This window comes from Corynebacterium aurimucosum, assembly GCF_046895345.1.
Classification (GTDB): domain Bacteria; phylum Actinomycetota; class Actinomycetes; order Mycobacteriales; family Mycobacteriaceae; genus Corynebacterium; species Corynebacterium aurimucosum_G.
Genome location: NZ_CP160096.1, coordinates 2,003,152 through 2,025,063 on the forward strand (window position 1 = coordinate 2,003,152; position 21,912 = coordinate 2,025,063).

Below are 21,912 nucleotides of genomic sequence, written 5' to 3' on the forward strand. Positions count from 1 at the left end.
CGCCCATGAATCCCCTACCGCCCTCCGTAGTGGAGCTTGACGGCCCCTTTGAGCACGAGTTCCTGCACACGCGCGGCATCCGCCTCCACGCGGCTACCGCCGGCAACCCGGACGACCCGCTGGTGCTGTTGCTCCATGGTTCTTTCGGCGGGTGGTTCGACTTCCGGAATGTCATTGCCCCGCTTGCCGCCGCAGGCTTCCACGTCGCCGCCCTCGACATGCGCGGTTTTGGTATGTCCGATAAACCACCGCTCGAACCCGGCCAGGATATCCGCGTGGCGGTTGGCGATGTCAGCGGTGCCATCCGCGCATTAGGCCACGACGACGCCTACCTGGTGGGCGCGGATACCGGTGGTGCGGTGGCGTGGGCGCTGGCTACCGAGCGGCCCGAGCGGGTACGCGGGCTGGTATCTGTTTCGGCGGCACACCCAGCTGATCTCCGCCGCGCCATCGCCGCACGCCCCTGGGATTTCGGATGGGTGCTCCTGCGCGCGGCATTGTGCCGCCTGGGAAAGATTGGCGCCCCGAGCCTTCTGCTGAGAGAGTCCACGTACCTCCGGGAGATGGATCTCGACGCCCTCGGCTCCTTCAGCGGCGCCGAGCGGGAGGAGGCGCTGCGCCTGCGCGTGGCTTCCTCGCACATCGGAAACGTCCGCCGCGGAATCATCTGGAATCACCGACTGCGCACCGCCGTCGTTCCGCTCAGTTGGCTCGAACTCACAGTTTCTTGCCCCACCCTGTTTATCCACGCAGATCAGATGCTCTGGCGGCCAGTTGCGCGGCGGGCGGCGCGGCGCTGCCGTGCGGGTTTCACCGCCACCACTATCCCCGAGTCCAAGAACCTGCCCTATCTTGAGAACCCGCATGGTTTTACTCAGACCATCGTTCACTGGCTGCGAGATAGGTAACATTCACCGCCCTCCGTGCCCCACCCCTCTCAGGGGGATGGGGACTTTTTAATTCGTTGACAAAACCGCAGGTTAAGAAAGAATACCTACCGCACTATAGCTTTTATCACAGGACATATTTTTCAATTCCTTGTATATGAGACGCGCCACGCGGTAGCTTCATATCAAACCAACACCACAGGTTTTCTACATCTTTCGCACCACGGAGGTCTAAGACCCACATGACGCTCAAGAAGACGCTCGCTGCTCTCTCTGTCGCTACCCTGCCGCTCACCCTCGCGGCTTGTGGTGGCGACAACTCCGGTTCAGACTCTGCTTCCGGCTCCGGCGATGGCATCGTCACCGTCAACGGCTCCGAGCCGCAGAACCCGCTCATCCCGGCCAACACCAACGAGGTCGGCGGCGGACGCATTGTCGATTCCATCTACGCCGGCCTGGTCTACTACGACGGCGATGGCGAAGCCCAGAACGAGCTGGCTGAATCCATCGAGCCAAATGAGGACAACACTGAGTTCACCGTCAAACTCAAGGAGTCCAAGTTCTCCGACGGCTCCCCGGTCACCGCGAAGAACTTCGTGGACGCCTGGAACTACGCCGTGGCCAATGACCAGCTCAACGCTTCCTTCTTTGCCAACATCAAGGGCTTCAAGGAAGGCGTCAAGGAGATGGAGGGCCTCAAGGTCGTCGACGACCACACCTTTACCATCGCCCTGAACAGCCCTGAGCAGGACTTCCCGGCGCAGCTGGGTTACTCCGCGTTCTACCCGCTGCACGAGTCCGCCCTGGAGGACATGGACGCCTTCGGCCAGAACCCGATTGGTAACGGTCCGTACAAGCTGACCGAGTGGAACCACAACCAGGACGCCACCGTCGTCCCGAATGAGGAGTACAAGGGCGGCCAGACCCCGCAGAATGACGGCATCAAGTTCGTCTTCTACGCAGGTCAGGACGCGGCCTACGCCGACCTGCTGGCAGGCAACCTGGACGTCCTCGACGCCGTCCCGGACTCCGCTTTCGATGTCTACGAGGCCGACCTCGGCGACCGTGCCGTGAACCAGCCGACCGCCATCTTCCAGTCCTTCACCTTGGGCGAGAACCTCGAGCACTACTCCGGCGAGGAAGGCGTGCTGCGTCGCCAAGCCATCTCCTACGCCATCAACCGCGAGGAGATCACGGACACCATCTTCAAGGGCACCCGTACCCCGGCCAAGGACTTCACCTCCCCGGTTATGCCGGGCTACTCCGAGGACATCAAGGGCAACGAGGTCCTGAAGTATGACCCGGAGAAGGCCAAGAAGCTGTGGGCCGAGGCTGACAAGATCAACAAATGGGATAACCCGACCCTGGAGATTGCCTACAACTCCGACGGCGGCCACAAGAGCTGGGTGGATGCAACCACCAACTCCATCAAGAACACCCTCGGCATCGAGGCAGTCGGCGCCCCGTACCCGGACTTCAAGTCCCTGCGCGATGAGGTGACCAACCGCACCATCAAGTCAGCCTTCCGCACCGGCTGGCAGGCAGACTACCCGAGCCAGGCCAACTTCCTTACCCCGCTGTACAAGACCGACGGCTCTTCTAACGACGGCGACTACAGCAACCCGGAGTTTGACAAGCTTCTCGACGAAGCCCTGACCTCCTCCTCCGAGGAAGAGGCCAACAAGAAGTACACCGAGGCCCAGGAAGTCCTGTTCAAGGATCTGCCGGCCATCCCGCTGTGGTACTCCAACGCCACCGGCGGCTACTCCGAGAACGTCGACAACGTCGTGTTCTCCTGGAAGTCCCAGCCGGTGTACTACAACATCACCAAGAAGTAACGCCACTTCCGCTACTTCCCACGACCCCCGCAGCCACCGTGGAGCGGGGGTCGCCCCACGTTTTCACTCATAAGTGTGATTCGAAACGCGCTATAGATTTCTCGCAGACTTGGATCACACACTAAAATTCTTATGAGCTACGTAGGCGCCTGCTAAGAAGGCGTCGACAAGCACCTGCCCACAACGAGTAAAGGACCACACTATGCTGCGCTATATCGGGCGCCGAGTGCTCCAGATGATCCCGGTGTTCTTCGGAGCCACCCTGCTCATCTATGCGCTCGTCTTCTTGATGCCCGGCGACCCCGTCGAAGCCCTTGGCGGTGACCGCGGCCTTACCGAGGCTGCCCGCGCCCGCATCGAGGCGGAATACAACCTCGACAAGCCGTTCATCATTCAGTATCTGCTCTACATCAAGGGCATCTTCATGCTGGACTTCGGCACGACCTTCTCCGGCGTCCCCGTAACCCAAGTGATGGCCAACGCCTTCCCGGTCACGGTGAAGCTCACCGTCATGGCCATCATCTTTGAATCCGTCTTCGGCATCCTCTTCGGCGTCCTCGCCGGCATGCGCCGCGGTGGCTTCTTCGATTCCACCGTGTTGGTCATCTCCCTGCTCGTCATCGCAGTGCCGTCCTTCGTCATCGGCTTCGTCTTCCAGTACCTCGTGGGCATCAAGTGGGGTGTCCTGCCGGTCACCGTCGGAGCGAACGCCACCGTGAAGTCCCTCCTCATGCCGGCCATGGTGCTCGGCGCGCTCTCCCTGGCCTACGTCATTCGCCTGACCCGCCAGTCCGTGGCTGAGAACCTGCGCGCCGACTACGTGCGCACCGCTCGCGCGAAGGGCCTGTCCAACGGCGCGGTGACCCTCCGCCACGTGCTGCGCAACTCGCTGATTCCCGTGGCCACCTTCATCGGTGCTGATATCGGCGCGCTCATGACCGGCGCCATCGTGACCGAAGGCATCTTCGGTATCAACGGCGTCGGCGGCACGATGTACCAGGCCATCCTGCGCGGTGAGCCAACCACGATTGTCTCCTTCACCACGGTGCTGGTGATCATCTACATCATCGCCAACCTGCTCGTTGACCTCCTGTACGCCGTACTTGATCCGAGGATCCGCTATGCCTAATTTCGAGAAAAACACCCCCTACCCGGGCCAAGAGCACTTCGTCTCGGAAACCGATGAAACGGGCCTCGGCGCCGTCGACGCCGTCAAGGACGAGTCCGCCCCGTCCTCCCAGTGGGGCGAGGCCTGGCGCTACCTGCGCCGCCGCCCACTGTTCTGGATCGCGGCCGTGATGATCCTCGTGGCCATCCTCCTAGCCATCGCACCGGGTCTTTTCACGAGCACCGACCCGCGCCTGTGCGAGCTGTCCAAGTCCCTCGCCCCCGCCGAGCCGGGCCACCCCTTCGGCTTCAACCGCCAGGGCTGCGACATTTACGCCCGCGTGATCTACGGTGCGCGCGCGTCGGTTGCCGTCGGCGTCCTGACCACCATCCTCGTCGTGGTGCTGGGCTCCTTGATCGGCGCCATCGCCGGCTTCTTCGGCGGCTGGATTGACTCCGTCCTGTCCCGCATCACCGACATCTTCTTCGCCATCCCGCTGGTGCTCGCCGCCATCGTGGTCATGCAGATGTTCAAGGAGCACCGCACCATCGTCACGGTGGTCTTGGTGCTCGGACTCTTCGGCTGGGTCTCCATCGCCCGCATCACGCGCGGCGCGGTGGTCTCCATCAAGAACGAGGAGTTCGTCCAATCCGCCCGCTCCATCGGCGCGTCGAGCTGGCGCATCCTGTTCAGCCACATCCTGCCGAACGCGGCCGCGCCCATCATCTCCTATGCCACCGTGGCGCTGGGCACCTACATCGTCGCGGAGGCCACCTTGTCCTTCCTGGGCATTGGCTTGCCGTCGACGTTCGTGTCCTGGGGCGGCGATATCTCTGACGCGCAGGCTTCACTACGCGTTGCTCCGGCAGTCCTGTTCTACCCGGCGGGTGCTTTGGGCCTGACCGTGTTGAGCTTCATCATGATGGGTGACGTCGTCCGCGATGCACTCGATCCGAAGGCGAGGAAGCGTTAATGACTAACCCACTTCTTGAAATGAAGGACGTCCACATTTCCTTCACTACGTCCACCGGTGTGGTTGAGGCAGTGCGTGGCGTCAACATGTCCATTTACCCGGGCCAGTCCGTGGCTATCGTGGGCGAGTCCGGTTCGGGTAAGTCCACCACGGCGATGTCCATCCTTGGCTTGCTGCCGGGCACCGGCAAGGTCACCGGCGGCCAGATCCTCTTTGAGGGCGAGGACATCACTCACTACAACAACAAGCAATTCGAATCGCTGCGCGGTGACAAGATTGGACTGGTCCCGCAGGATCCGATGTCCAACCTCAACCCGGTGTGGCGCATCGGCACGCAGGTTGAGGAATCCCTCAAAGCTAACAACGTCGTGGAAGGCTCCAAGCGCCACGAACGCGTCGTCGAGCTTCTGGAAGAAGCCGGGCTTCCCGACGCCGAACGGCGCGCCAAGCAGTACCCCCACGAATTCTCTGGTGGTATGCGCCAGCGCGCGCTCATCGCGATTGGCCTGGCCGCACGCCCGAAGTTGCTCATCGCCGACGAGCCCACCTCCGCCCTCGACGTGACGGTGCAGAAAACCATCCTGGATCACCTAGAGCACCTCACCGAGGAGCTGGGTAACGCGGTGCTCTTAATTACCCACGACCTCGGTCTGGCGGCCGAGCGCGCGGAGCACCTCATCGTGATGCACCGCGGCCGCATCGTGGAATCCGGCCCCTCACGCGAGATTCTGCGCTCCCCGCAGCACCCCTACACGCGCCGGCTTGTCGACGCCGCCCCCTCCCTCGCCTCCTCCCGCATCCGCGCGGCCAAGGAAGCTGGTGTGAAGGCCAAGGAGCTGAAGTCAGGTGAGGCGATCGGCGCCGCCTCCGAGTCTGGTTCCACCGCTGCAGATTCCGCTGAAGGTTCATCTTCCGCGGCTCAGGCCCCGGTCATCTCGGTGCGTAACCTCACCAAGGAATTCGATATCCGCGGCCAGCGCGGCGGCAAGAAGCTGCTGAAGGCCGTCGATGATGTCTCCTTCGACATCCGCCGCGGCACCACCCTGGCGCTGGTGGGCGAGTCCGGTTCCGGCAAGTCCACGGTGGCCAACATGGTGTTGGGTCTTTTGGAGCCGACCTCCGGCACCATCGAGTTTGAAGGCCGTGATACCTCAACGCTGTCGAAGAAGGAGCTCTTCAAACTCCGTCGCAAAATGCAGGTGGTCTTCCAAAATCCCTATGGTTCGCTGGATCCGATGTACTCGATTTATAAGTGCATCGAAGAACCTATGGCCCTGCACAAGGTGGGCTCGCGCAAGGAACGCGAGGCCCGCGTGGCCGAGCTTCTCGACATGGTCTCCATGCCTCGCTCCGCCATGCGCCGCTACCCCAACGAGCTTTCCGGCGGCCAGCGCCAGCGTATCGCCATTGCCCGCGCGCTGGCTCTTCGCCCGGAGGTCATCGTCCTCGATGAGGCTGTCTCCGCCCTCGACGTGCTGGTGCAGAACCAGATCATTCAGCTCCTCGCGGAGCTGCAGTCGGAGCTCAGCCTGTCCTACCTCTTCATTACCCACGACCTCGCGGTGGTCCGCCAGACCGCCGACGACGTGGTGGTCATGAAGAAGGGACAGGCCGTCGAACAGGGCACCGCCGACGATATCTTCGAAAACGCCCAGCAGGAGTACACCCGCAACCTCATCAACTCGGTTCCGGGCATGCACCTGGAAATCGGTACCGGCCACTAGCTCACGCACCACCCACGCCGACTGACCCGTCAACCGTCTTCCGGTTGGCGGGTCTCGCCTTTAAGAGCTTAAGGATCCCGCAGCTCTTGCCGCTTCCGGCAGCACGTGAAGCCGGACTTGGGGTCGCCGGATTGCCTGTCAGTCTGGCTTTGGATGACGGGTGGCGTTGGCATAAGGCTCGCAGGTTTTCTTGCGTACCTTGTTGTGGTTTGTGGGTGGTGTTGTCTGAAGGATCGCCGGTGTGCCCGTAAACCTTCATCCGGTTGGCAGGTTTCGCTCTTTAAGGGCTTAACCTCCAGCGGGAAGCGTCTGAATCGTTGTTAGGGATCGCCGGTATCCCCGTCAGCGTGGCTTCGACTGACGGGGGCGAACCGTTATCAGGCGCGATGAGGTGGTTGGCGCTGTCCTTTCTGCTGTTGTTGTGTGGTGGCTGGGGTTGTTAGCTGCTGTCGGGTGGTGGGTCTGGTGGCTGTTCTGGTACTGCTTGGCTTTGGCTGGCTGTGCCCGGTGTTGTTGCAGCTCCTTGGACTGTGGCCTGTGCGGCGGCTTTTTCGGTGTTGAGTCTGGCTAGTGCTTCTTGGTATTCCGGCATTGCGGTTATCGGTGTTCCCCAGGGTGGGATGAAGCTAACCCCGGTGTTGAGCCGGTACATGTAGCCGCGCCCGGTAGGCCTTGAAGGGTCATCGTCGTTAATACCGTTGTGGTAGGCACACAAGAAAGTTAAGTTCTTGATGTTGGTGTATCCGCCAGCCTGCCAAGGGATAAGGTGGTGCACTTGGCAGTAATCAGCTGGTTTATTACAGCCTGGTCTTGAGCAGGTGTGGAATTCCGCGTGCAGGGTGAGGCGTTGGTTGAGGTTTGCCCCACGGGATAGGCGCCAGGTGTTGATGGGCCCTTCGATGGGGTGGACGATGGTGGCGTAGCCTATTTCGGCAAACTTGTGGGTTAAAAACTCGGCGCCGGTCATGCGTGCGCCGTTGGTCAGCTTGAGCTCGATTTCGTCCCCGTCGCCGTTGATGATCTGGTCCAACTCGTTGAGGGTGATGATGACTTGGGTGCGCACGGCAGGCTTGGTGCCGGAGGCTTTGTTGAAGAAGATGTCGTTGGCGGCTTTAAGTAGGTCGGTGGTGTTGGTGGACTCTAAGGCTGCGCGCATGTTGGCGATGGTGGTGGCGTCATCCGTTATGGAGAGTGTGTTGGGGCCTTCGGCTCTGTAGGTGATGCGCACGCCTGGTTTGGCTATGCGCTTAGCACGGAGTTCTTTAAGCCGTTGGGTGGCGACCGTTTTAATGCGGTGTGCGGGTGTGGCGGCGAGTTTTGCTCGGAGGTTCCAGGCATCCAGGGTCTTTTTCACCTTGGATGCGTAGGACTCGATGAGTGTGAGGGTGCCGAGGCTGTGGCGTTGTTTGAGTGCTGCTTGGCGGGCTTTGCGTTGTTTGCCGGTAAAGCGGGTGGGGCCGAAGTACACCTGGTGTAGGCCTGCAAGCTCGGCAGCATCAGCGGCATCCGCGCCGAGCGCGCGGAGCTCATCGGGTGTGCCAGGTATATGTTCCACCAGCGCAATCCCCGAGTTGCGTAGGCGGAGGTAGGTTTCGATATCCCCCATGGGCACAGAGACTAAAGCAGGTCTATGCACACCGCAACCGGAGGAAGAAAATCCCTGCTTAGAAAGGTGCGAGGAGAAAGTATCTCACAGGTGGGGTTAATGCCGGCCAAGGGGAAGAAAAGCGCACGCGAGAACTAGCCGACGCAGGAGCCGGTTGGGATGGCGTCGACAAGCTGCGTGACGTCACCCACGTGGCCGCGCACCTCGTCCGCGGTGAGCGCATAGCCCGTATCGGAATCCTCCACAGAGGCACCAAACACCACGCCGAGCACCTGGCCCTCCGGGTTGATCATCGGGCCGCCGGAATTGCCCTGGCGGATGCTGCCACGCACCGTGTACGCATCGCGCTCCACGCGGCCCGTGGAGTAGATATCCGGCCCAGCGATGGTAAGGCGGTCGCGCACGCGTGCCGGCTCCGCCGTGAACGGCCCCGACTGTGGGAAGCCCAAGACGATGGCATCGTCCCCCGTCACAGCCGCTTGCTCCGCCCACGGCAGCGGCTCCAGGCCTAAGCCCGGGCTATGCAGCACGGCAATGTCCACGTCCGAGTTGTAATAGACCACGTCCGCTTCCTTGAGCCCGAGCACGGTATCAAGACGCACCTTATCCGTACCCGCGACAACATGGGCGTTCGTGATGACGTAGTCCGGTTCCGTAACGAAGCCCGAGCCCATCAGGCGGCGCGAGCACGCCTCGGCATCACCCAGCACGTGGATAACGGATGGCCGCACGCGTTCCGCGAGCTCAGGATCCCCAATATGTACCGCGGGCGCATCCACCTCAACATCGGCGCCGGAACGCTCCCAGGGCGAGACCAACGGCGGCAGCCCGGATTCGTTGAGGAGCGCAGCCAAGCCATTCGGCAACGCCGCCAGGCGTGACGGCGCCACCGCATTGAGCGAGCTCAGCACGCGCGATTCACGCAGCGCCTGCCCCGGCTGACCTCCCAAATTGGAGGCCAGGGGCAAAGACACCAACCAAATCACCACGATGGCCACCGCAGCTTGGAACACCGCGCCAATCGACGAATCCACGCGCTGCCCCGACCGCGTACGCATGCGGTCCCGCAGCGCCATGCCAAGCGACGTCCCCACCAGCTGCCCCAGCCCCACCAGCAAAATGAGCACGCCGACGGCCAGCAAGAAGCGCACGGCCGCCTGGTCAGTCAGGCCCATCGCCAGCGGGGCCAGCACGGTTCCCAGCACCAGTCCCGCGATGATTCCCACCGCTGCGAGGACCGCTGCCAAAGCCCCCTGCCGCCAGCCCACGCGCACGGCGAGGAGCACGGCAATCACGATCAGAACGTCAACGACTAAGGACACAGAGGGAATACTTTCTTAAGGGCTAAAAGGAGCAGAACTAGCCTATCTTCTCATTATTCGAAGAGCGATCGAGTGAGTCACGCAGATCATGAACCGTTTTCTTATCCCATTTCACGCTCCACCCCGCGTGGTCCATGAGCCCGGATAGCACTCCCGCAGTAAATCCCCACACCAGGTATCCGCGTGTCCGAAACGCCGGCCCCTTCCACCGGCTAAAGCCCACTATCAGGCGGTTGGCAGGATCCGCCAGCTCCCGCAGCGGGACGGTAAAAACGTCGTCGGTTTCTTCCGGACTCGCCGGCCACACGGTGCCCGGTTTATGCCAGTACGCCAGGACGGGGCTCACGGTGTTGCCGGTCGCCGGGATATCTAGCTTGCCCCACTGTTCAAGAGGGGTAACGGTGGAGCGGTCGAGGCCGGTTTCTTCTTCGGCTTCGCGCAAGGCGGCGTCGACAAGCGAAGTGTCCTCTTCATCCTTACGCCCACCAGGAAATGCAATCTGGCCGGAGTGCGAGCGCATCGAGGGCGAGCGGTGCGTGAGCAGCACCTCGCCATCCTCAAAACTCGTGCCCTTCAGCAGCACCAACACTGCTGATTCGCGGCGGCGCCGAGCGGCCGGGAGGTGACGGATGAGGCGCTCTTGTACCTTGCCGGCATCAACCCCGAGCGCGGGGCGCAGCCACTCAGGAGCGTGCGCGGGAAACAGTCGGCTCACTTAAGAACCTCCTCGACGGCCTCCTCCAATTCTTTGGCGGAGGTAAAAGGTTTAATGAACTTCTCTTCCACCTTGCCATCGCGCACCACGAGGGTGATGGGGATGACGCCCGGCAGCCCGAGCTCGCCTGCGAAGGTCCCATCCTCGTCCTGGTAGCTGGGAATATCGACCTGCAGATCGCTCAAAAGCGCCGCACCGTTAGCGGCATTGGCGTCCGCATGCACGCCGACAACATTCCACGTCGAGTGCGAGCGTGCAAGGTCTTCGAAGAAGGGCAGCTCCGTGCGGCACGGTTCACACCACCATGCCCACACCGTGACGATCTGGACGTCTTTGGCCGCCGCTGTACCGGCCGCGCCTAGGCAGGGAAGGTCCACACCAGCGATCGGCCCTTCGGGGCATTTGGGACGCTTGGCTACCTCTTGCTCCTGCGCCTCGGGGACAGGGACTTCCGGCTCATCATCCTCAAGGAGATTCACCACGCCGACGAATGCGAGTGCTGCCAGAGCAGCAATGGCAACGATGCTCGCCTTCACGTATCCAGGCCACCGAGAATATTGGCTCATTGCTCCACCTTAACCCCGCGACGGGCACCATGGCGCAAGGACGCAGGCCGCGCACTTCGGCTTCCGGGCGGTGCACACGCGCCGCCCGTGGAGGATGAGGCGGTGTGAAAACACTGTTTGCTCCTCTTCGGGCACGCGCTTGGCGACGTCCCTCTCAATCGCCCGCGGTGTCTTCGCCCCAGTCAGACCGAGCCGCTGGCTTAAGCGCGTGACGTGGGTGTCCACCGTGATCCCCGGTAACCCAAAGGCATTTCCGCGCACCACCAGTGCGGTTTTGCGGCCAACTCCCGGCAGGGAGGTGAGCTCGTCGATCCCTTGGGGCACCTGCCCGTCGAAATCCGCAACAAGCTTCTCGCCGATGCCCAGCAAGTGGCCGGCCTTCGCGCGCTGAAAGCCGAGTGGGCGGAGAATACGCTCGAGATTGGAGCGGTCCGCGGCTGCATAATCCGGTGCGGAGGGATAGGCAGCGAAAAGCTCCGGGGTGACCTGATTGACACGGGCATCCGTGCACTGCGCGGAGAGAACCGTCGCTACGAGCAGCTCCAGCGGGGAGGTGAAATTCAACTCACAGTCGGCGTCGGGATATCCCTCCGCGAGGGCTGTACGAATATGGACAATGCGCGCTGCCTCGGTATCGTCGTCATGCGGTGTGGAAATGTCAGGGGACATAGAAGTAACTCTAGTGACAGCGGTTAGAATGGGAAGCATGATTTCACTCGTCCTCTTCGTGCCGCTGTGCCTCGCGCTCTTTGCCATTCTCATGGAGAAGCTAGAAGCGACGGCCTTCGAGGATTAACCAAGGCGTGTGATTATTTTTCACGTTGGTGGAAATAGTGACTAATTGCACTGTATGATGTTGTGCAGTGCCTCGTGGCGCACTGGAGTCTAGGTGCGTCAACATAAACCAAACCAGCTTGTGTCCCAGTGATTTCCGGGCTGCGCAGGCTTTAAGGAGTAACAGTGGAAGGCGTACAGGATATCCTCTCCCGCGCTGGTATTTTCCAGGGCGTCGATCCGGTAGCAGTACAGAACCTTATTGAGCAGATGGAAACCGTCCGTTTCCCGCGCGGCACCACCATTTTTGAGGAAGGTGAGCCGGGAGACCGCCTCTACATCATTACCTCGGGCAAGATTAAGCTCGCCCGCCACGCCCCGGACGGTCGTGAGAACCTGCTGACCGTGATGGGACCGTCCGACATGTTCGGCGAGCTCTCCATCTTCGATCCGGGCCCGCGCACCTCTTCCGCAGTGTGTGTCACTGAGGTTACCGCCGCCACGATGAACTCTGAGATGCTCAAGCAGTGGGTAGCCGATCACCCGGCGATTGCCCAGCAGCTGCTGCGCGTGCTGGCCCGCCGCCTGCGCCGCACCAACGCCAACCTGGCGGACCTCATCTTCACTGATGTTCCGGGTCGCGTTGCCAAGACCCTGCTGCAGCTGGCCAACCGCTTCGGCACGCAAGAAGGCGGTGCGCTGCGCGTTAACCACGACCTCACGCAGGAAGAGATCGCTCAGCTCGTCGGCGCGTCCCGCGAAACCGTGAACAAGGCACTCGCCACCTTCGCTCACCGCGGGTGGATCCGCTTGGAGGGCAAGTCGGTGCTCATCGTTGACACCGAGCACTTGGCCCGCCGCGCGCGCTAGGTCTTAAAGGCCGAGCCTGCATATGCCGCCTCCGGGCGGCTTTGGCCCAATGCAAAATCCCCCGAGAAAACTCGGGGGATTTTCCTATGTAGTGCTTTAGTTCTGAGCCGCGAGGTACTTCAGCGCGGTGCGCGTCGACTGCTCAGCCGCGTGACGCAGAACCGGGTCAACATCGTCATACATCTCATCGACGAGCGTCTTGACGTCGACATCCTCACCAAGGCGCCCGCGGACCTCCTTAATCTGGTCCAGGCGGTGGTGGCGGCGGTCAATGTACTTGCGGGCAACCGCGGAGGTGTCCTCCAAGTCCGGGCCGTGCCCCGGGAAAAGCGCTACATCCTTGCCACGCTCTTCGAGAAGATCCAACGTCTTCAGGTAGGCGCCCAAATCACCATCAGTCTCAGACAGCAGCACGGTGTGGCGGCCTGCGATGGTATCGCCGGTCAAAATGCCCTCCAGCGTGGAGTTCTTCGCTTCCGCCGACCACACGAAGAAGCAGGTCGAATCTGCGGTATGGCCCGGGGTATGGACCACCTCAAGCTGAGGGGTGATGCCGTCGACGGTGATCACTTCACCGTCGACAAGCGCGTCCCCTCCGTTGCAATAGTTCGGATCGAAAGAGCGGATGGGGGCGCCGGTGAGCTGGCGCAGACGCTGAGCGCCCGATGCGTGATCATCGTGACGGTGGGTAAGAAGAATCAACGCCACCTCGCCCGCTTTCGCGGTCACAACGTTGAGGTGACCTTCATCCTCCGGGCCCGGATCGACCACAATGGCGCGGGAATCTTCTCCGGCGCGGATGATCCACGTATTGGTGCCCTCCAAGGCGGTGTAGCTGGGGTTATCACACAGCACGACACCGACGGACTGGCTCACGGGACGCAGTTGGCTATATGCAGGATGCTCCATGGTTCTAACCCTATCCGATTACTCAGCGATTTCTACGATGATTTCAATCTCAACGGGGGAATCCTTCGGCAAGACCGCTACCCCCACCGCAGAACGCGCGTGGATTCCAGCGTCCCCAAAGACCTCACCGAGGAAATCCGAGGCGCCGTTGATAACTGCGGCCTGATCCGTGAAAGAGGGATCCGAAGCTACGAAACCGACTACCTTTATCACGCGGGTAATGCGGTCAAGCCCCACGAGGCCATTGATTGCAGCCAATGCGTTCAGCGCCGCCGTGCGCGCCAATTCCTGTGCCTTGTCGAGGCTTACCTCTGCGCCGACCTTGCCGGTAGCAGGCAATTCCCCGCCCACAACGGGCAGCTGACCGGAGGTCCATACCTGGTTGCCCACCTGGGTAGCCGGGATGTAGGACGCGAGAGGAACAGCGACGGAAGGCAGCTCGACGCCGAGCTCTTCAAGGCGGGCAAGCGCACCCATTAGGATTCCTCCAGAGGGCGCTTGAAATAGGCGACAACATTCTCCGGGTTCATACCCGGGGTGATGGTGACGAGCTCCCAGCCGTCCTCACCCCAGGAATCGAGGATTTGTTTCGTCGCGTGCGTAAGAACCGGCGCGGTGGCATATTCCCATTTAGTCATGGAATCAATGCTACTAAATACCGATAAGTTCGCCACCCTCAGCGAGGTAGTGGGCCCAGCTAGTGATGTGCGGGTTCTTACGCAGAAGGGCGCGGCGCTGGCGCTCCGTGAGGCCACCCCACACGCCAAACTCCACGCGGTTATCCAGAGCATCCGCGCGGCACTCATTGAGCACTGGGCAGTGGCGGCAAATCACCGCAGCTTTTCGCTGCTCAGCACCTCGCACGAACAGCGCATCGGGGTCACCGTTGCGGCACTTAGCTTGGGTAACCCACTCACCACGCTCAGAAGTTAACGAGGCATTCTTTAGCATTGTGGACCGTCCTGCACCTTTGACACTGACTGTCACGGCTAGGTAACTCCTTCCAAGCTCACCCCCGTCGAAGCTGAAGATCGTGAATAACCCTCTACTCGACGGAATATTATGTACCATTGGTAAGTCTATTCACAGACCGGTATCCCTGTCTAACAGGTCACACTTTAGGGGGGTCTCCCGGATCTGCACCTGAACCACTAGTGTGTGGAGGGTGACTGTGATCAAATCTCTGGGAAAGCTCGTCCTGTCCACAGCACTGGTCGGCATCCTCATCGCGCTGGCCATCGCCCCCGTCGCCGGCGTCAGTGGCGTTGCCGTGGCCAGGACGAACGACACGATGCAATCGGACATCCAGGATCTCACCAACGGCGAGGCCCCTGGTGTGAGCACCATCTTGGATGCCAAAGGCAACACCCTTGCCTATATCTACGAGCAACGCCGCCATCCGGTGCAGCCGGATGAAATCTCGGATGCCATGAAGCAAGCGGTCGTGGCCATCGAGGACCGCCGTTTCTATGAGCACGAAGGCGTCGATCTGCAGGGCAATCTGCGCGCCTTGTGGACCAATTTGGCCGCAGGCGGCGTCTCCCAGGGTGCATCGACGCTGGACCAGCAGTATGTAAAGAACTATCTCCTCTTGGTCAATGCAACGACCGACGAGGAACGCCAGGCCGCGACGGAACAGTCCGTAACCCGCAAGCTGCGCGAGATGCGCATGGCCACGGATATCGACGCCAAGCTTTCCAAGAATGAGATTCTGGCTAATTACCTTAACCTCGTGCCCTTTGGTAACCACGCTTATGGCGTTGAGGCTGCGGCCCGCACCTACTTCGGTACCAGTGCCGAGAACCTCACGGTACCGCAGGCAGCGATGCTCGCCGGCATGGTGCAGTCCTCGGAGTATCTCAACCCTTATACCAACGAGGAAGGCGTCATCGAACGCCGCAACATGGTGCTCCAGGCCATGGCCGACACCGGCTCCCTCTCCCAGGAGGACGCCGATTCCTTTGCCCAGGAACCTCTGGGCGTTTTGGATAGCCCCGCTACCCTGGCCAATGGCTGCATCGGCGCGGGCGATCGCGGTTTCTTCTGCGACTACGTGCTGGAATACCTCGACGAAAAAGGCATCGACCGCGAGCACCTGACACGCGGTGGCCTGACCGTCAAGACCACGCTTGACCCCGACGTCCAGGACCAGGCACTCAACGCGGTGCGCAGCCATACCGCCCCGGATGCAGAAGGAGTGGCGGAGGTTATGAACGTCATTCAGCCAGGCACCAGCTCCCGCAAGGTCTTGGCCATGGTGTCTTCGCGCACATACGGGCTCGACCTCGCCAACAACGAAACCCTCCTCCCCCAACCGAATTCGCTGGTGGGCAACGGCGCCGGTTCGGTGTTCAAGCTCTTTACCGCCGCGGCCGCCTTGGAAGCGGGCTACGGCATCAAGGACAAGCTGGCCGTACCTAATCGCTACGAGGCGGAAGGGCTAGGATACGGCGGCGCTGCTAACTGCCCGCCCAACAGGTACTGCGTGGAAAACGCCGGCAGCTATGCCCCCACGATGACTATGCAGGACACGCTGGCCTACTCTCCCAATACCCCTTTCATCCAGCTCACCGAGCAACTCGGCGTCGAGCGCTTGGTCGACATCGCCGTCAAGCTCGGCCTGCGTTCTTATGAGGAACCCGGCAGCTACGACGGCGAGACTTCCATCGCCAACCACATCAAGGAATCCAACCTAGGTTCCTTCACACTCGGCCCCACAGCAGTGAACGCGCTGGAGCTGTCCAACGTGGGCGCGACGGTGGCCTCGCAAGGCATGTGGTGCGAGCCGAACCCCATCGAGGAGGTCACGGACTCCCACGGCAACGAGGTCTACCTCAAGCACACGCCGTGCGAGCGCGCAGTGGGCAAGGAAGTAGCCAAGGCGCTGGAGAACAACATGACGGCCGATACTGAAAAGGGCACCGCTGCCGACTCGGCACGCGCTGCCGGCTTCAGTGGTCAGGCCGCCGCCAAGACCGGTACCACGGAGTCCAACCAGTCCTCGGCTTTCTTGGGCTTCAACTCTGCCGTCGCTGCCGCACCGTATATCTACAATGACGGGACCACCACGAGCCCGCTGTGCACCGGACCTGTGCGCCAGTGCCCCAGCGGCAACCTCTTCGGTGGCAAGGAGCCGGCGGCCACCTTCTACACGATGGCCGCACGCGTTCCCGCGGCCCAGAAGGGCACGGTGCCGGACTATGACCGCGCCTATGACTCCGGTACGGTATCGCCGCTTATCGACGGCCTGAAGGGCAAGTCCGAAAGCCAAGCCCGGTCCGATCTGGAGAAGGCCGGCTTCGTAGTGAAAACCACCGAGGTTCCCGCCCCCGGTGTGGGCTACGGCAAGGTGGTTCGCGTCATCACCGGCCCATCCGGCGCGAAGAAGGGTTCGGAGGTCACGCTCCAGCTTTCCGACGGCTCCGCAAGCGACTCCTCTTCCGCGAACTCGGACCAAGCAGCTTGGGACTCCACCTACGGCGCACCCCCTGCCCCGAGCGGTGACGGCGCCGGCACTGGTGGCGGCCAGCCCTCGCAGTCTGAGCCCCTATTCAGCCAAGAAGATGTCGACCGCTTCACGAATGACGTGCGGAGCTTCTTCGGGCTCTAGCGCCGAGCGCTAGAGCATGGAAAATCGAGCTAAAGCGTAGAACGGACTAAAGCGTGAAGGGGAGCTAAAGCGTAGGGTGCTTGCGCTCCTGCGCTAGCACGTTAGTTGAGGGCGGCCTTCACTGCGGTAGACAGGCGCTTGCCGTCGGCGCGGCCAGCGGCCTTAGCGGTGGCCACCTTCATGACGTTGCCCATCTGCTTGATGGTCACCGGCTCGCCGGAATCCTTCTCAACCTCGGCGATGGATTCAGCGACGAGGGTGTTCAGGGAGTCGTCGTCAAGCTGCTCTGGTTGGTAGGCCTCGAAGAAGGGGACGTCAGCAAGCTCTTCCTCCGCCAGCTCCGGGCGGCCATTTTCTGCGTAGACCTCTGCGGATTCGCGGCGCTTCTTAATCTCGCGGGCGATGACCTTGAGGATGTCCTCATCGGTAATCTCATGGCGAGAACCAGTCGTTTCCTCCGCCTGGATGGCAGACAGCAGAGAACGGATGGCGCTCGTACGGGCCTTGTCCTTAGTCTTCATCGAGGTCTTGAGGTCAGCACGGATAGTTTCTTTCAACTCACTCATGCCCTTCAATCTACGCCTGCCGGCCCAGGTAGTGTGGTGAGGGTGAAGATTTACCCTGTCCTTGGCGGACTCGCCGCCGCTGGTCTGGGCACTGCCGCATGGGCGCATTCGGAGCTCACCAAGTTCGAGCTCAAGGAGTACACCCTGCCGCTACTGGAGCCCGGTACGCTGCGCGAGGAGTCCGAGTTTCGTATCCTGCACGTGTCCGACCTCCACATGATTCCGGGCCAACGCGCCAAAATCGAGTGGGTCTCGGGGCTTGATGCCCTTGACCCGCACTTGGTGATCAACACCGGTGACAATCTCTCCGACGAGCGCGCCGTCCCCGAGGTACTCCGCGCCCTGGGCCCGTTGCTGAGCCGCCCGGGCATGTTCTGTTTTGGTACCAACGACTACTGGGCGCCACGCATCCCGAATCCCTTCAACTACCTGGTTGGGAAGAAGAACGAACCTTCCTACGTGAACCTGCCCTGGAAGGGCATGCGCGCGGCCTTCCTCGAGCACGGCTGGCACGACGCCAACCAGGCCCGCGTGGAGTTCAAGGTCGGCGACGTCCGCCTCGCTGCCGCCGGTGTGGATGACCCACACCACGACTTGGATGACTACTCAGAGATTGCCGGTGCGCCGAACGAGGACGCCGACCTTTCCCTAGCACTAACGCATTCCCCGGAACCCCGCGTCCTGGAGAAATTCGCCGCCGACGGCTACCAGCTGTCCCTGTCCGGGCACACACACGGCGGCCAGCTCTGCCTGCCTTTCAAGGTAGCGGGCTCGCGCTCCATCGTGACCAATTGCGGCATCGACCGCGTTCGCGCGGAGGGCCTGCACTGTTTCGGTGAAATGTACATGCACGTCTCCAACGGACTGGGCACCTCGAAGTTCGTTCCCTTCCGTGTGTTCTGCCGCCCGTCGGCCACTCTCCTACACATCACCGAGAAGGCCGCCTAGGGATACCCCCTCCACGCTGCCGTTTTGTCCTTTCAGGCTGGGGTGCGTTACAGTAATCCGGTACCGCTTAGAGCGAGACACCGGGATATGGCGCAGCTTGGTAGCGCGCTTCGTTCGGGACGAAGAGGTCGCAGGTTCAAATCCTGTTATCCCGACCACAAACCCGCAGGAGACTGCGGGTTCTTTTGCGTTTTCACCGAGCAGCAGGCGCCGGCAGGCAGAGCCGCTCGCCCCGCCTAGAAACTCGAAGAACCACCGGAACCGGAAAAGCCCGAGCTAAACCCGCTGTTGACGCCGCCGCTGCTGGAGGAGCTTTCGCGGGCGGTGGTGGCATCGCTGTCCCAGGTACTCACAACGTAGAAGGGCACGTAGCCGTGGTAGCCGGAGCCGGCGAAGAAATTGGAGTCATAGATACGCGTGCGCTCCGGCCGCTCATCGGCCTCATTGCGCTTCTGCAGCTGAGACTGAACGTGTTCCGACAAGAGCGCGGAGCGGTCCAAGAGCTCCAAGTAGCGTTCCATGAACTGCGGGTGATTCGGCTCCTTGGACAAGGCAACGGCGGCACCTTCCAGCTCCTTGGCGTGACGCTCCAGAGACGAGTCGATATCCGCGGCCAAGTATCCTGCCTGGGCCAGGTCTTTACCCAACTCGTAGAGCTCGAAGCGGCGGGCATCGACATCAGCGTCTTCGATTCGGCGCAGCTTTTCAATGTTGACTTCGGCGGTTTCCACGCGCTCACACAGTTCGCGCGCGTGAGCGATGGGCTCAGCATGCGAGCGGAACTGGTCATCCGGCGCATCGGCCGGTATCGACATCAGCGAGCCTACCTGGGAGTCGATAGCGAGGAAATCATCACGCAGGCCCTCCCAGTCTTCACGCAGGCGCTCATCCACCAGCCCCGATTGCAGCGAGTGCGCCCGGATATCGATCTCCCTCAGGCGCTGCGCCACACCGGTATAGGTCTGTGACACGTAGTCCCAATCCTCGCGCGCCTGCTGCGCCTTCTTCTGCCGGCTGCGACGAGTACCGCCAACGATGCCCGCGCCCGCGCCACCAACGCTCAGTCCCGCCGCCCCAAGGCCAATGGCCGCCCCAATGCGTCCATTTTTCGCGCTCTCATACTGGGTATCCGCAGCACGGTCCACATCGATCGCTGCCGCCGCGCCTGCAAAAAGACCAGCAGGAATGTTGTCATCCCGCACGCCCGGCTTAATGGCTTCAATGGACTGCTCCAAATGGCTGTCACCCTTGCGCAGCTTCATCCGATCTGCCACGTCCTCACCCGCAAAGACGAAGGCCTGGCGCGGGTCAAGGCCTACGCCGACGAAGACCTGACCATCGGCAAACTTATCCTTGCCAATGAGCTCCGGGTGATGATCGCGCAGGTACTCCTCCACGGAGTCGTTTACGTTTTCTTTGTTCTTGGCAAAGACCATGTAGTGCAGCCCCTGGACCACGTCGGGGGCGGCGATCCGGGAGACATCGCCAAGCATGCGCTCTTCTTCCTCCGGCGTGAGCACATCGTCTGGGTCCATGATGTCGGCCTGCACCTCACGCTGCGCGGGCTGCATGAGAAAATCGGAGCGCTCCGGCTCATCGAAGACCGCCAAGCTCGTGCCCACACCGATTCCCCCGAGCAGCAACCCGCCCACCAGGGCCGTACCAATAATCGCGCCAACGGAGGTTATTTTGGGGCCGCGGCTGGCAGCAAAAGGTTTGATATCGCGGGAGTCGGTCACGGTGATCTCCAATTCCTGAGCGGTCGTTTCCGCCGATTTTACCCCCACAATTGGAAACGACGCGGTGCCCCTACAGCAGCCGCGTCGCCCCTATTCCCTATCACTCACAACGGATTGGAGAAACCGTTTGCCTACCCCCTAAGTAGGCTTTGTGAGCGCCTCTTACTCTAGCACTCTTTTCATTCACAGCGGTAGCAAAATCTAGAAAAGCATGTAACGCATCTTGGCACTTATGCGATGTGCCGCCTGCAGACCTGTGAGTTAGGCCTTTTCTTTGCCTTCCCGCCCGGCGGGTGCGCCTACGAGCACGAAGGCCGCGACCGCGATCACCCCCAAAATAGCCAGGGCTGTCCACAGCTGCGGGGACTGCCCGCCATTGCCCGCCACGGTAATGGCGGAGGTTGCCCATTGCATGGGGAAGAGGTGCACGAGCGCGCTCATCGCGGCGTTGAGATCGGTGCCGGTCGACGCCGCCTTCCACGCCCATCCCACGACGCCGACCTGAGCGACAGCAAACACACTTCCCAGGAACCAGCCGCCCGCACCAAGCCAGCGCACCAGCGCGAACACCATGCTTGCCGACGCCACCCCAGCCCCCGCCGCTGCGAGCCCCGCCCAGGCCACTGCAGCCGCGGTCACGCCGGTAGCCAGAAGAGCCACGAGCAGGCCCACGACAACACCGATGAGTACCGCTCCGCCGAGCAGTACGAGGATACGGCGCTCGACGCGCGTGAGCAGAGCACCAATAACGCCCCCGCCCAGAACCGCAATAGCCGCAAGGAGCATAGCGACGATGGGGCTCAGCAACTGAGCGGGCTCGCTACCAGCCTCAGCGGGCCCGGCGACGGTCGGCATCGCACGCTGCGCTCCCTGCACCTTGGTCTGATTCTGCTTGGCCATACCGTCGACCTTTTCCGCTCCTTCCACAAGCTTGTCCACGCCCTTAAGAGCCTCATCGACCTTGGCATTAAGCTCACCAATGCCAGCATTGAGCTGCTGTGCACCCTCCGTGGCCTGGTAGACACCATCGTGATAGGCATAGCCGCTCACGGACAGCTGATTGGAAAGCTCGCGCGAGCCATCCTTCAACTGCGTCAGTTGGTCCTGAATGGACTGATCAAATTGGAAGTTCTCCACTTGGCTGCGCAGATCACCGAGCTGCGCGCGAATGTTCTTCGCCTCCGCCGAGTTATTCCCTTCCAGGTCCTTGAGCGTGCCATCAATTGCCTGCAGGATCTGCCCACGAACCACGCCGAGACCGATGACTTGGTCGACGGCGCCGCCAACGCCGTCGGCTAGCTCGGTAGCACCGTTGCCCAGCTGCGCGGTGCCGGACTGCAGCTGCACAAGCCCGTCATAAAGCTCTTGCGAGCCGCCAGCCAGCTTGTCTACTCCGCCGCCAAGCTCACCGGCACCATCCTGCAGCTCGCCGGTGCCATCGGCAAGCTGCTGCGCGCCATTAGCCAGGAAGCCGGCCTGGGCATTGGCTTCGGAGAGGGCACGGGCGACGTCGTAAAGCTCAGCGGGATCGATGGTGCCATCGCTGGGCGCACCCGCCTGCTCCTGGGACCAGGCTTCGGCTGGCTGCCACTCGGACACGGTGGCAACGACCGCGCCGATAATAAGCGGCAGGATGAGCACGAGGGTGAGGATAAGAGCGCGGGCGCCAATTTTCCGGTTGGCATCTGCAGGGCTGGCTAGGCGTGAGGTCATGTAAAAGAAACTATCGTTCACGCTGCGCAAAAGCGGTCAGGCGC

The 21,912-nt window shown here is 61.8% G+C and carries 20 protein-coding genes and 1 tRNA gene; 9 read left to right on the forward strand and 12 right to left on the reverse strand.

Going from position 1 to position 21,912, the window contains the following annotated elements; all coding sequences use genetic code 11:
* Positions 1-5: 5 nt before the first annotated feature.
* The 5 genes from ABZS45_RS09470 (at position 6) to ABZS45_RS09490 (ending at position 6,530) form a co-directional block, all read left to right on the forward strand.
* Positions 6-908 (forward strand): alpha/beta fold hydrolase, encoded by a 903-nt coding sequence (locus tag ABZS45_RS09470; protein ID WP_070531765.1) that lies wholly within the window; start codon positions 6-8, stop codon positions 906-908.
* Between the two features lie 221 nt (positions 909-1,129).
* Complete coding sequence (locus ABZS45_RS09475; RefSeq protein ID WP_070531768.1) at positions 1,130-2,725, forward strand: peptide ABC transporter substrate-binding protein; 1,596 nt, start codon at positions 1,130-1,132, stop codon at positions 2,723-2,725.
* A gap of 202 nt (positions 2,726-2,927) precedes the next feature.
* Entirely contained in the window at positions 2,928-3,854 is a 927-nt protein-coding gene (locus ABZS45_RS09480; protein WP_070524085.1) for an ABC transporter permease, read from the forward strand.
* Positions 3,847-4,806, forward strand: coding sequence for an ABC transporter permease (locus ABZS45_RS09485; RefSeq protein WP_070531771.1), 960 nt, complete (start codon positions 3,847-3,849; stop codon positions 4,804-4,806). Before ABZS45_RS09480 ends, ABZS45_RS09485 begins: the two co-directional genes overlap by 8 nt.
* Positions 4,806-6,530 (forward strand): dipeptide ABC transporter ATP-binding protein, encoded by a 1,725-nt coding sequence (locus ABZS45_RS09490; RefSeq protein ID WP_412099608.1) that lies wholly within the window; start codon positions 4,806-4,808, stop codon positions 6,528-6,530. Before ABZS45_RS09485 ends, ABZS45_RS09490 begins: the two co-directional genes overlap by 1 nt.
* 439 nt (positions 6,531-6,969) lie before the next feature.
* On the opposite strand, the gene ABZS45_RS09495 is transcribed toward ABZS45_RS09490, so the two are convergent.
* The 5 genes from ABZS45_RS09495 to nth all read right to left on the reverse strand — a co-directional run bounded on the left by ABZS45_RS09495 (position 6,970) and on the right by nth (position 11,408).
* Positions 6,970-8,136 carry an HNH endonuclease signature motif containing protein gene (locus ABZS45_RS09495; RefSeq protein ID WP_412099609.1) on the reverse strand — a complete coding sequence of 389 codons (1,167 nt, stop codon included), beginning with the start codon at positions 8,134-8,136 and terminating at the stop codon, positions 6,970-6,972.
* A gap of 134 nt (positions 8,137-8,270) precedes the next feature.
* On the reverse strand, positions 8,271-9,458 hold the full coding sequence (locus ABZS45_RS09500; RefSeq protein WP_070684815.1) for a MarP family serine protease: 1,188 nt from the start codon (positions 9,456-9,458) through the stop codon (positions 8,271-8,273).
* Between the two features lie 37 nt (positions 9,459-9,495).
* Positions 9,496-10,173, reverse strand: a complete 678-nt coding sequence (locus tag ABZS45_RS09505; RefSeq protein WP_412099610.1) for an NUDIX hydrolase — start codon at positions 10,171-10,173, stop codon at positions 9,496-9,498.
* Entirely contained in the window at positions 10,170-10,739 is a 570-nt protein-coding gene (locus ABZS45_RS09510) for a redoxin family protein (RefSeq protein ID WP_412099611.1), read from the reverse strand. The genes ABZS45_RS09505 and ABZS45_RS09510 overlap by 4 nt, the downstream gene beginning before the upstream one ends.
* Before the next feature lie 9 nt (positions 10,740-10,748).
* The gene (gene nth, locus ABZS45_RS09515) at positions 10,749-11,408 is read right to left on the reverse strand and encodes an endonuclease III (protein ID WP_412099612.1); all 660 of its coding nucleotides are present in this window, start codon (positions 11,406-11,408) and stop codon (positions 10,749-10,751) included.
* Positions 11,409-11,699: 291 nt separating this feature from the next.
* Between nth and glxR the strand changes: the two genes are divergently transcribed.
* Positions 11,700-12,383: a CRP-like cAMP-activated global transcriptional regulator GlxR gene (glxR, locus tag ABZS45_RS09520; protein WP_412099613.1), complete on the forward strand. Its 684-nt coding sequence runs from the start codon at positions 11,700-11,702 to the stop codon at positions 12,381-12,383.
* A gap of 96 nt (positions 12,384-12,479) precedes the next feature.
* On the opposite strand, the gene ABZS45_RS09525 is transcribed toward glxR, so the two are convergent.
* From ABZS45_RS09525 to ABZS45_RS09540, 4 genes are read right to left on the reverse strand one after another with little or no spacing between them, the layout of a single operon-like run.
* On the reverse strand, positions 12,480-13,292 hold the full coding sequence (locus ABZS45_RS09525; RefSeq protein WP_010189963.1) for an MBL fold metallo-hydrolase: 813 nt from the start codon (positions 13,290-13,292) through the stop codon (positions 12,480-12,482).
* 18 nt (positions 13,293-13,310) lie between these two features.
* Positions 13,311-13,769, reverse strand: a complete 459-nt coding sequence (locus ABZS45_RS09530; protein ID WP_412099615.1) for a RidA family protein — start codon at positions 13,767-13,769, stop codon at positions 13,311-13,313.
* The gene (locus ABZS45_RS09535; protein ID WP_010189965.1) at positions 13,769-13,930 is read right to left on the reverse strand and encodes a DUF4177 domain-containing protein; all 162 of its coding nucleotides are present in this window, start codon (positions 13,928-13,930) and stop codon (positions 13,769-13,771) included. Before ABZS45_RS09535 ends, ABZS45_RS09530 begins: the two co-directional genes overlap by 1 nt.
* Before the next feature lie 13 nt (positions 13,931-13,943).
* Positions 13,944-14,243, reverse strand: a complete 300-nt coding sequence (locus ABZS45_RS09540; protein WP_070444216.1) for a WhiB family transcriptional regulator — start codon at positions 14,241-14,243, stop codon at positions 13,944-13,946.
* 214 nt (positions 14,244-14,457) lie between these two features.
* On the opposite strand from ABZS45_RS09540, the gene ABZS45_RS09545 reads away from it, so the two are divergent.
* Positions 14,458-16,902: a transglycosylase domain-containing protein gene (locus ABZS45_RS09545; protein WP_412099616.1), complete on the forward strand. Its 2,445-nt coding sequence runs from the start codon at positions 14,458-14,460 to the stop codon at positions 16,900-16,902.
* 101 nt (positions 16,903-17,003) lie between these two features.
* On the opposite strand, the gene ABZS45_RS09550 is transcribed toward ABZS45_RS09545, so the two are convergent.
* Entirely contained in the window at positions 17,004-17,468 is a 465-nt protein-coding gene (locus ABZS45_RS09550; RefSeq protein ID WP_412099618.1) for a GatB/YqeY domain-containing protein, read from the reverse strand.
* A gap of 42 nt (positions 17,469-17,510) precedes the next feature.
* On the opposite strand from ABZS45_RS09550, the gene ABZS45_RS09555 reads away from it, so the two are divergent.
* Positions 17,511-18,416 carry a metallophosphoesterase gene (locus ABZS45_RS09555; protein ID WP_412099619.1) on the forward strand — a complete coding sequence of 302 codons (906 nt, stop codon included), beginning with the start codon at positions 17,511-17,513 and terminating at the stop codon, positions 18,414-18,416.
* An 81-nt stretch (positions 18,417-18,497) separates the two neighbouring features.
* Positions 18,498-18,574, forward strand: a tRNA-Pro gene (locus tag ABZS45_RS09560).
* Between the two features lie 78 nt (positions 18,575-18,652).
* Here the strand turns inward: ABZS45_RS09560 and ABZS45_RS09565 are convergent.
* Together ABZS45_RS09565 and ABZS45_RS09570 are read right to left on the reverse strand one after the other, a co-directional pair.
* Positions 18,653-20,155, reverse strand: coding sequence for a hypothetical protein (locus ABZS45_RS09565; RefSeq protein ID WP_412099620.1), 1,503 nt, complete (start codon positions 20,153-20,155; stop codon positions 18,653-18,655).
* Positions 20,156-20,416: 261 nt separating this feature from the next.
* Positions 20,417-21,868 (reverse strand): hypothetical protein, encoded by a 1,452-nt coding sequence (locus ABZS45_RS09570; RefSeq protein WP_412099621.1) that lies wholly within the window; start codon positions 21,866-21,868, stop codon positions 20,417-20,419.
* Positions 21,869-21,912 lie beyond the last annotated feature (44 nt).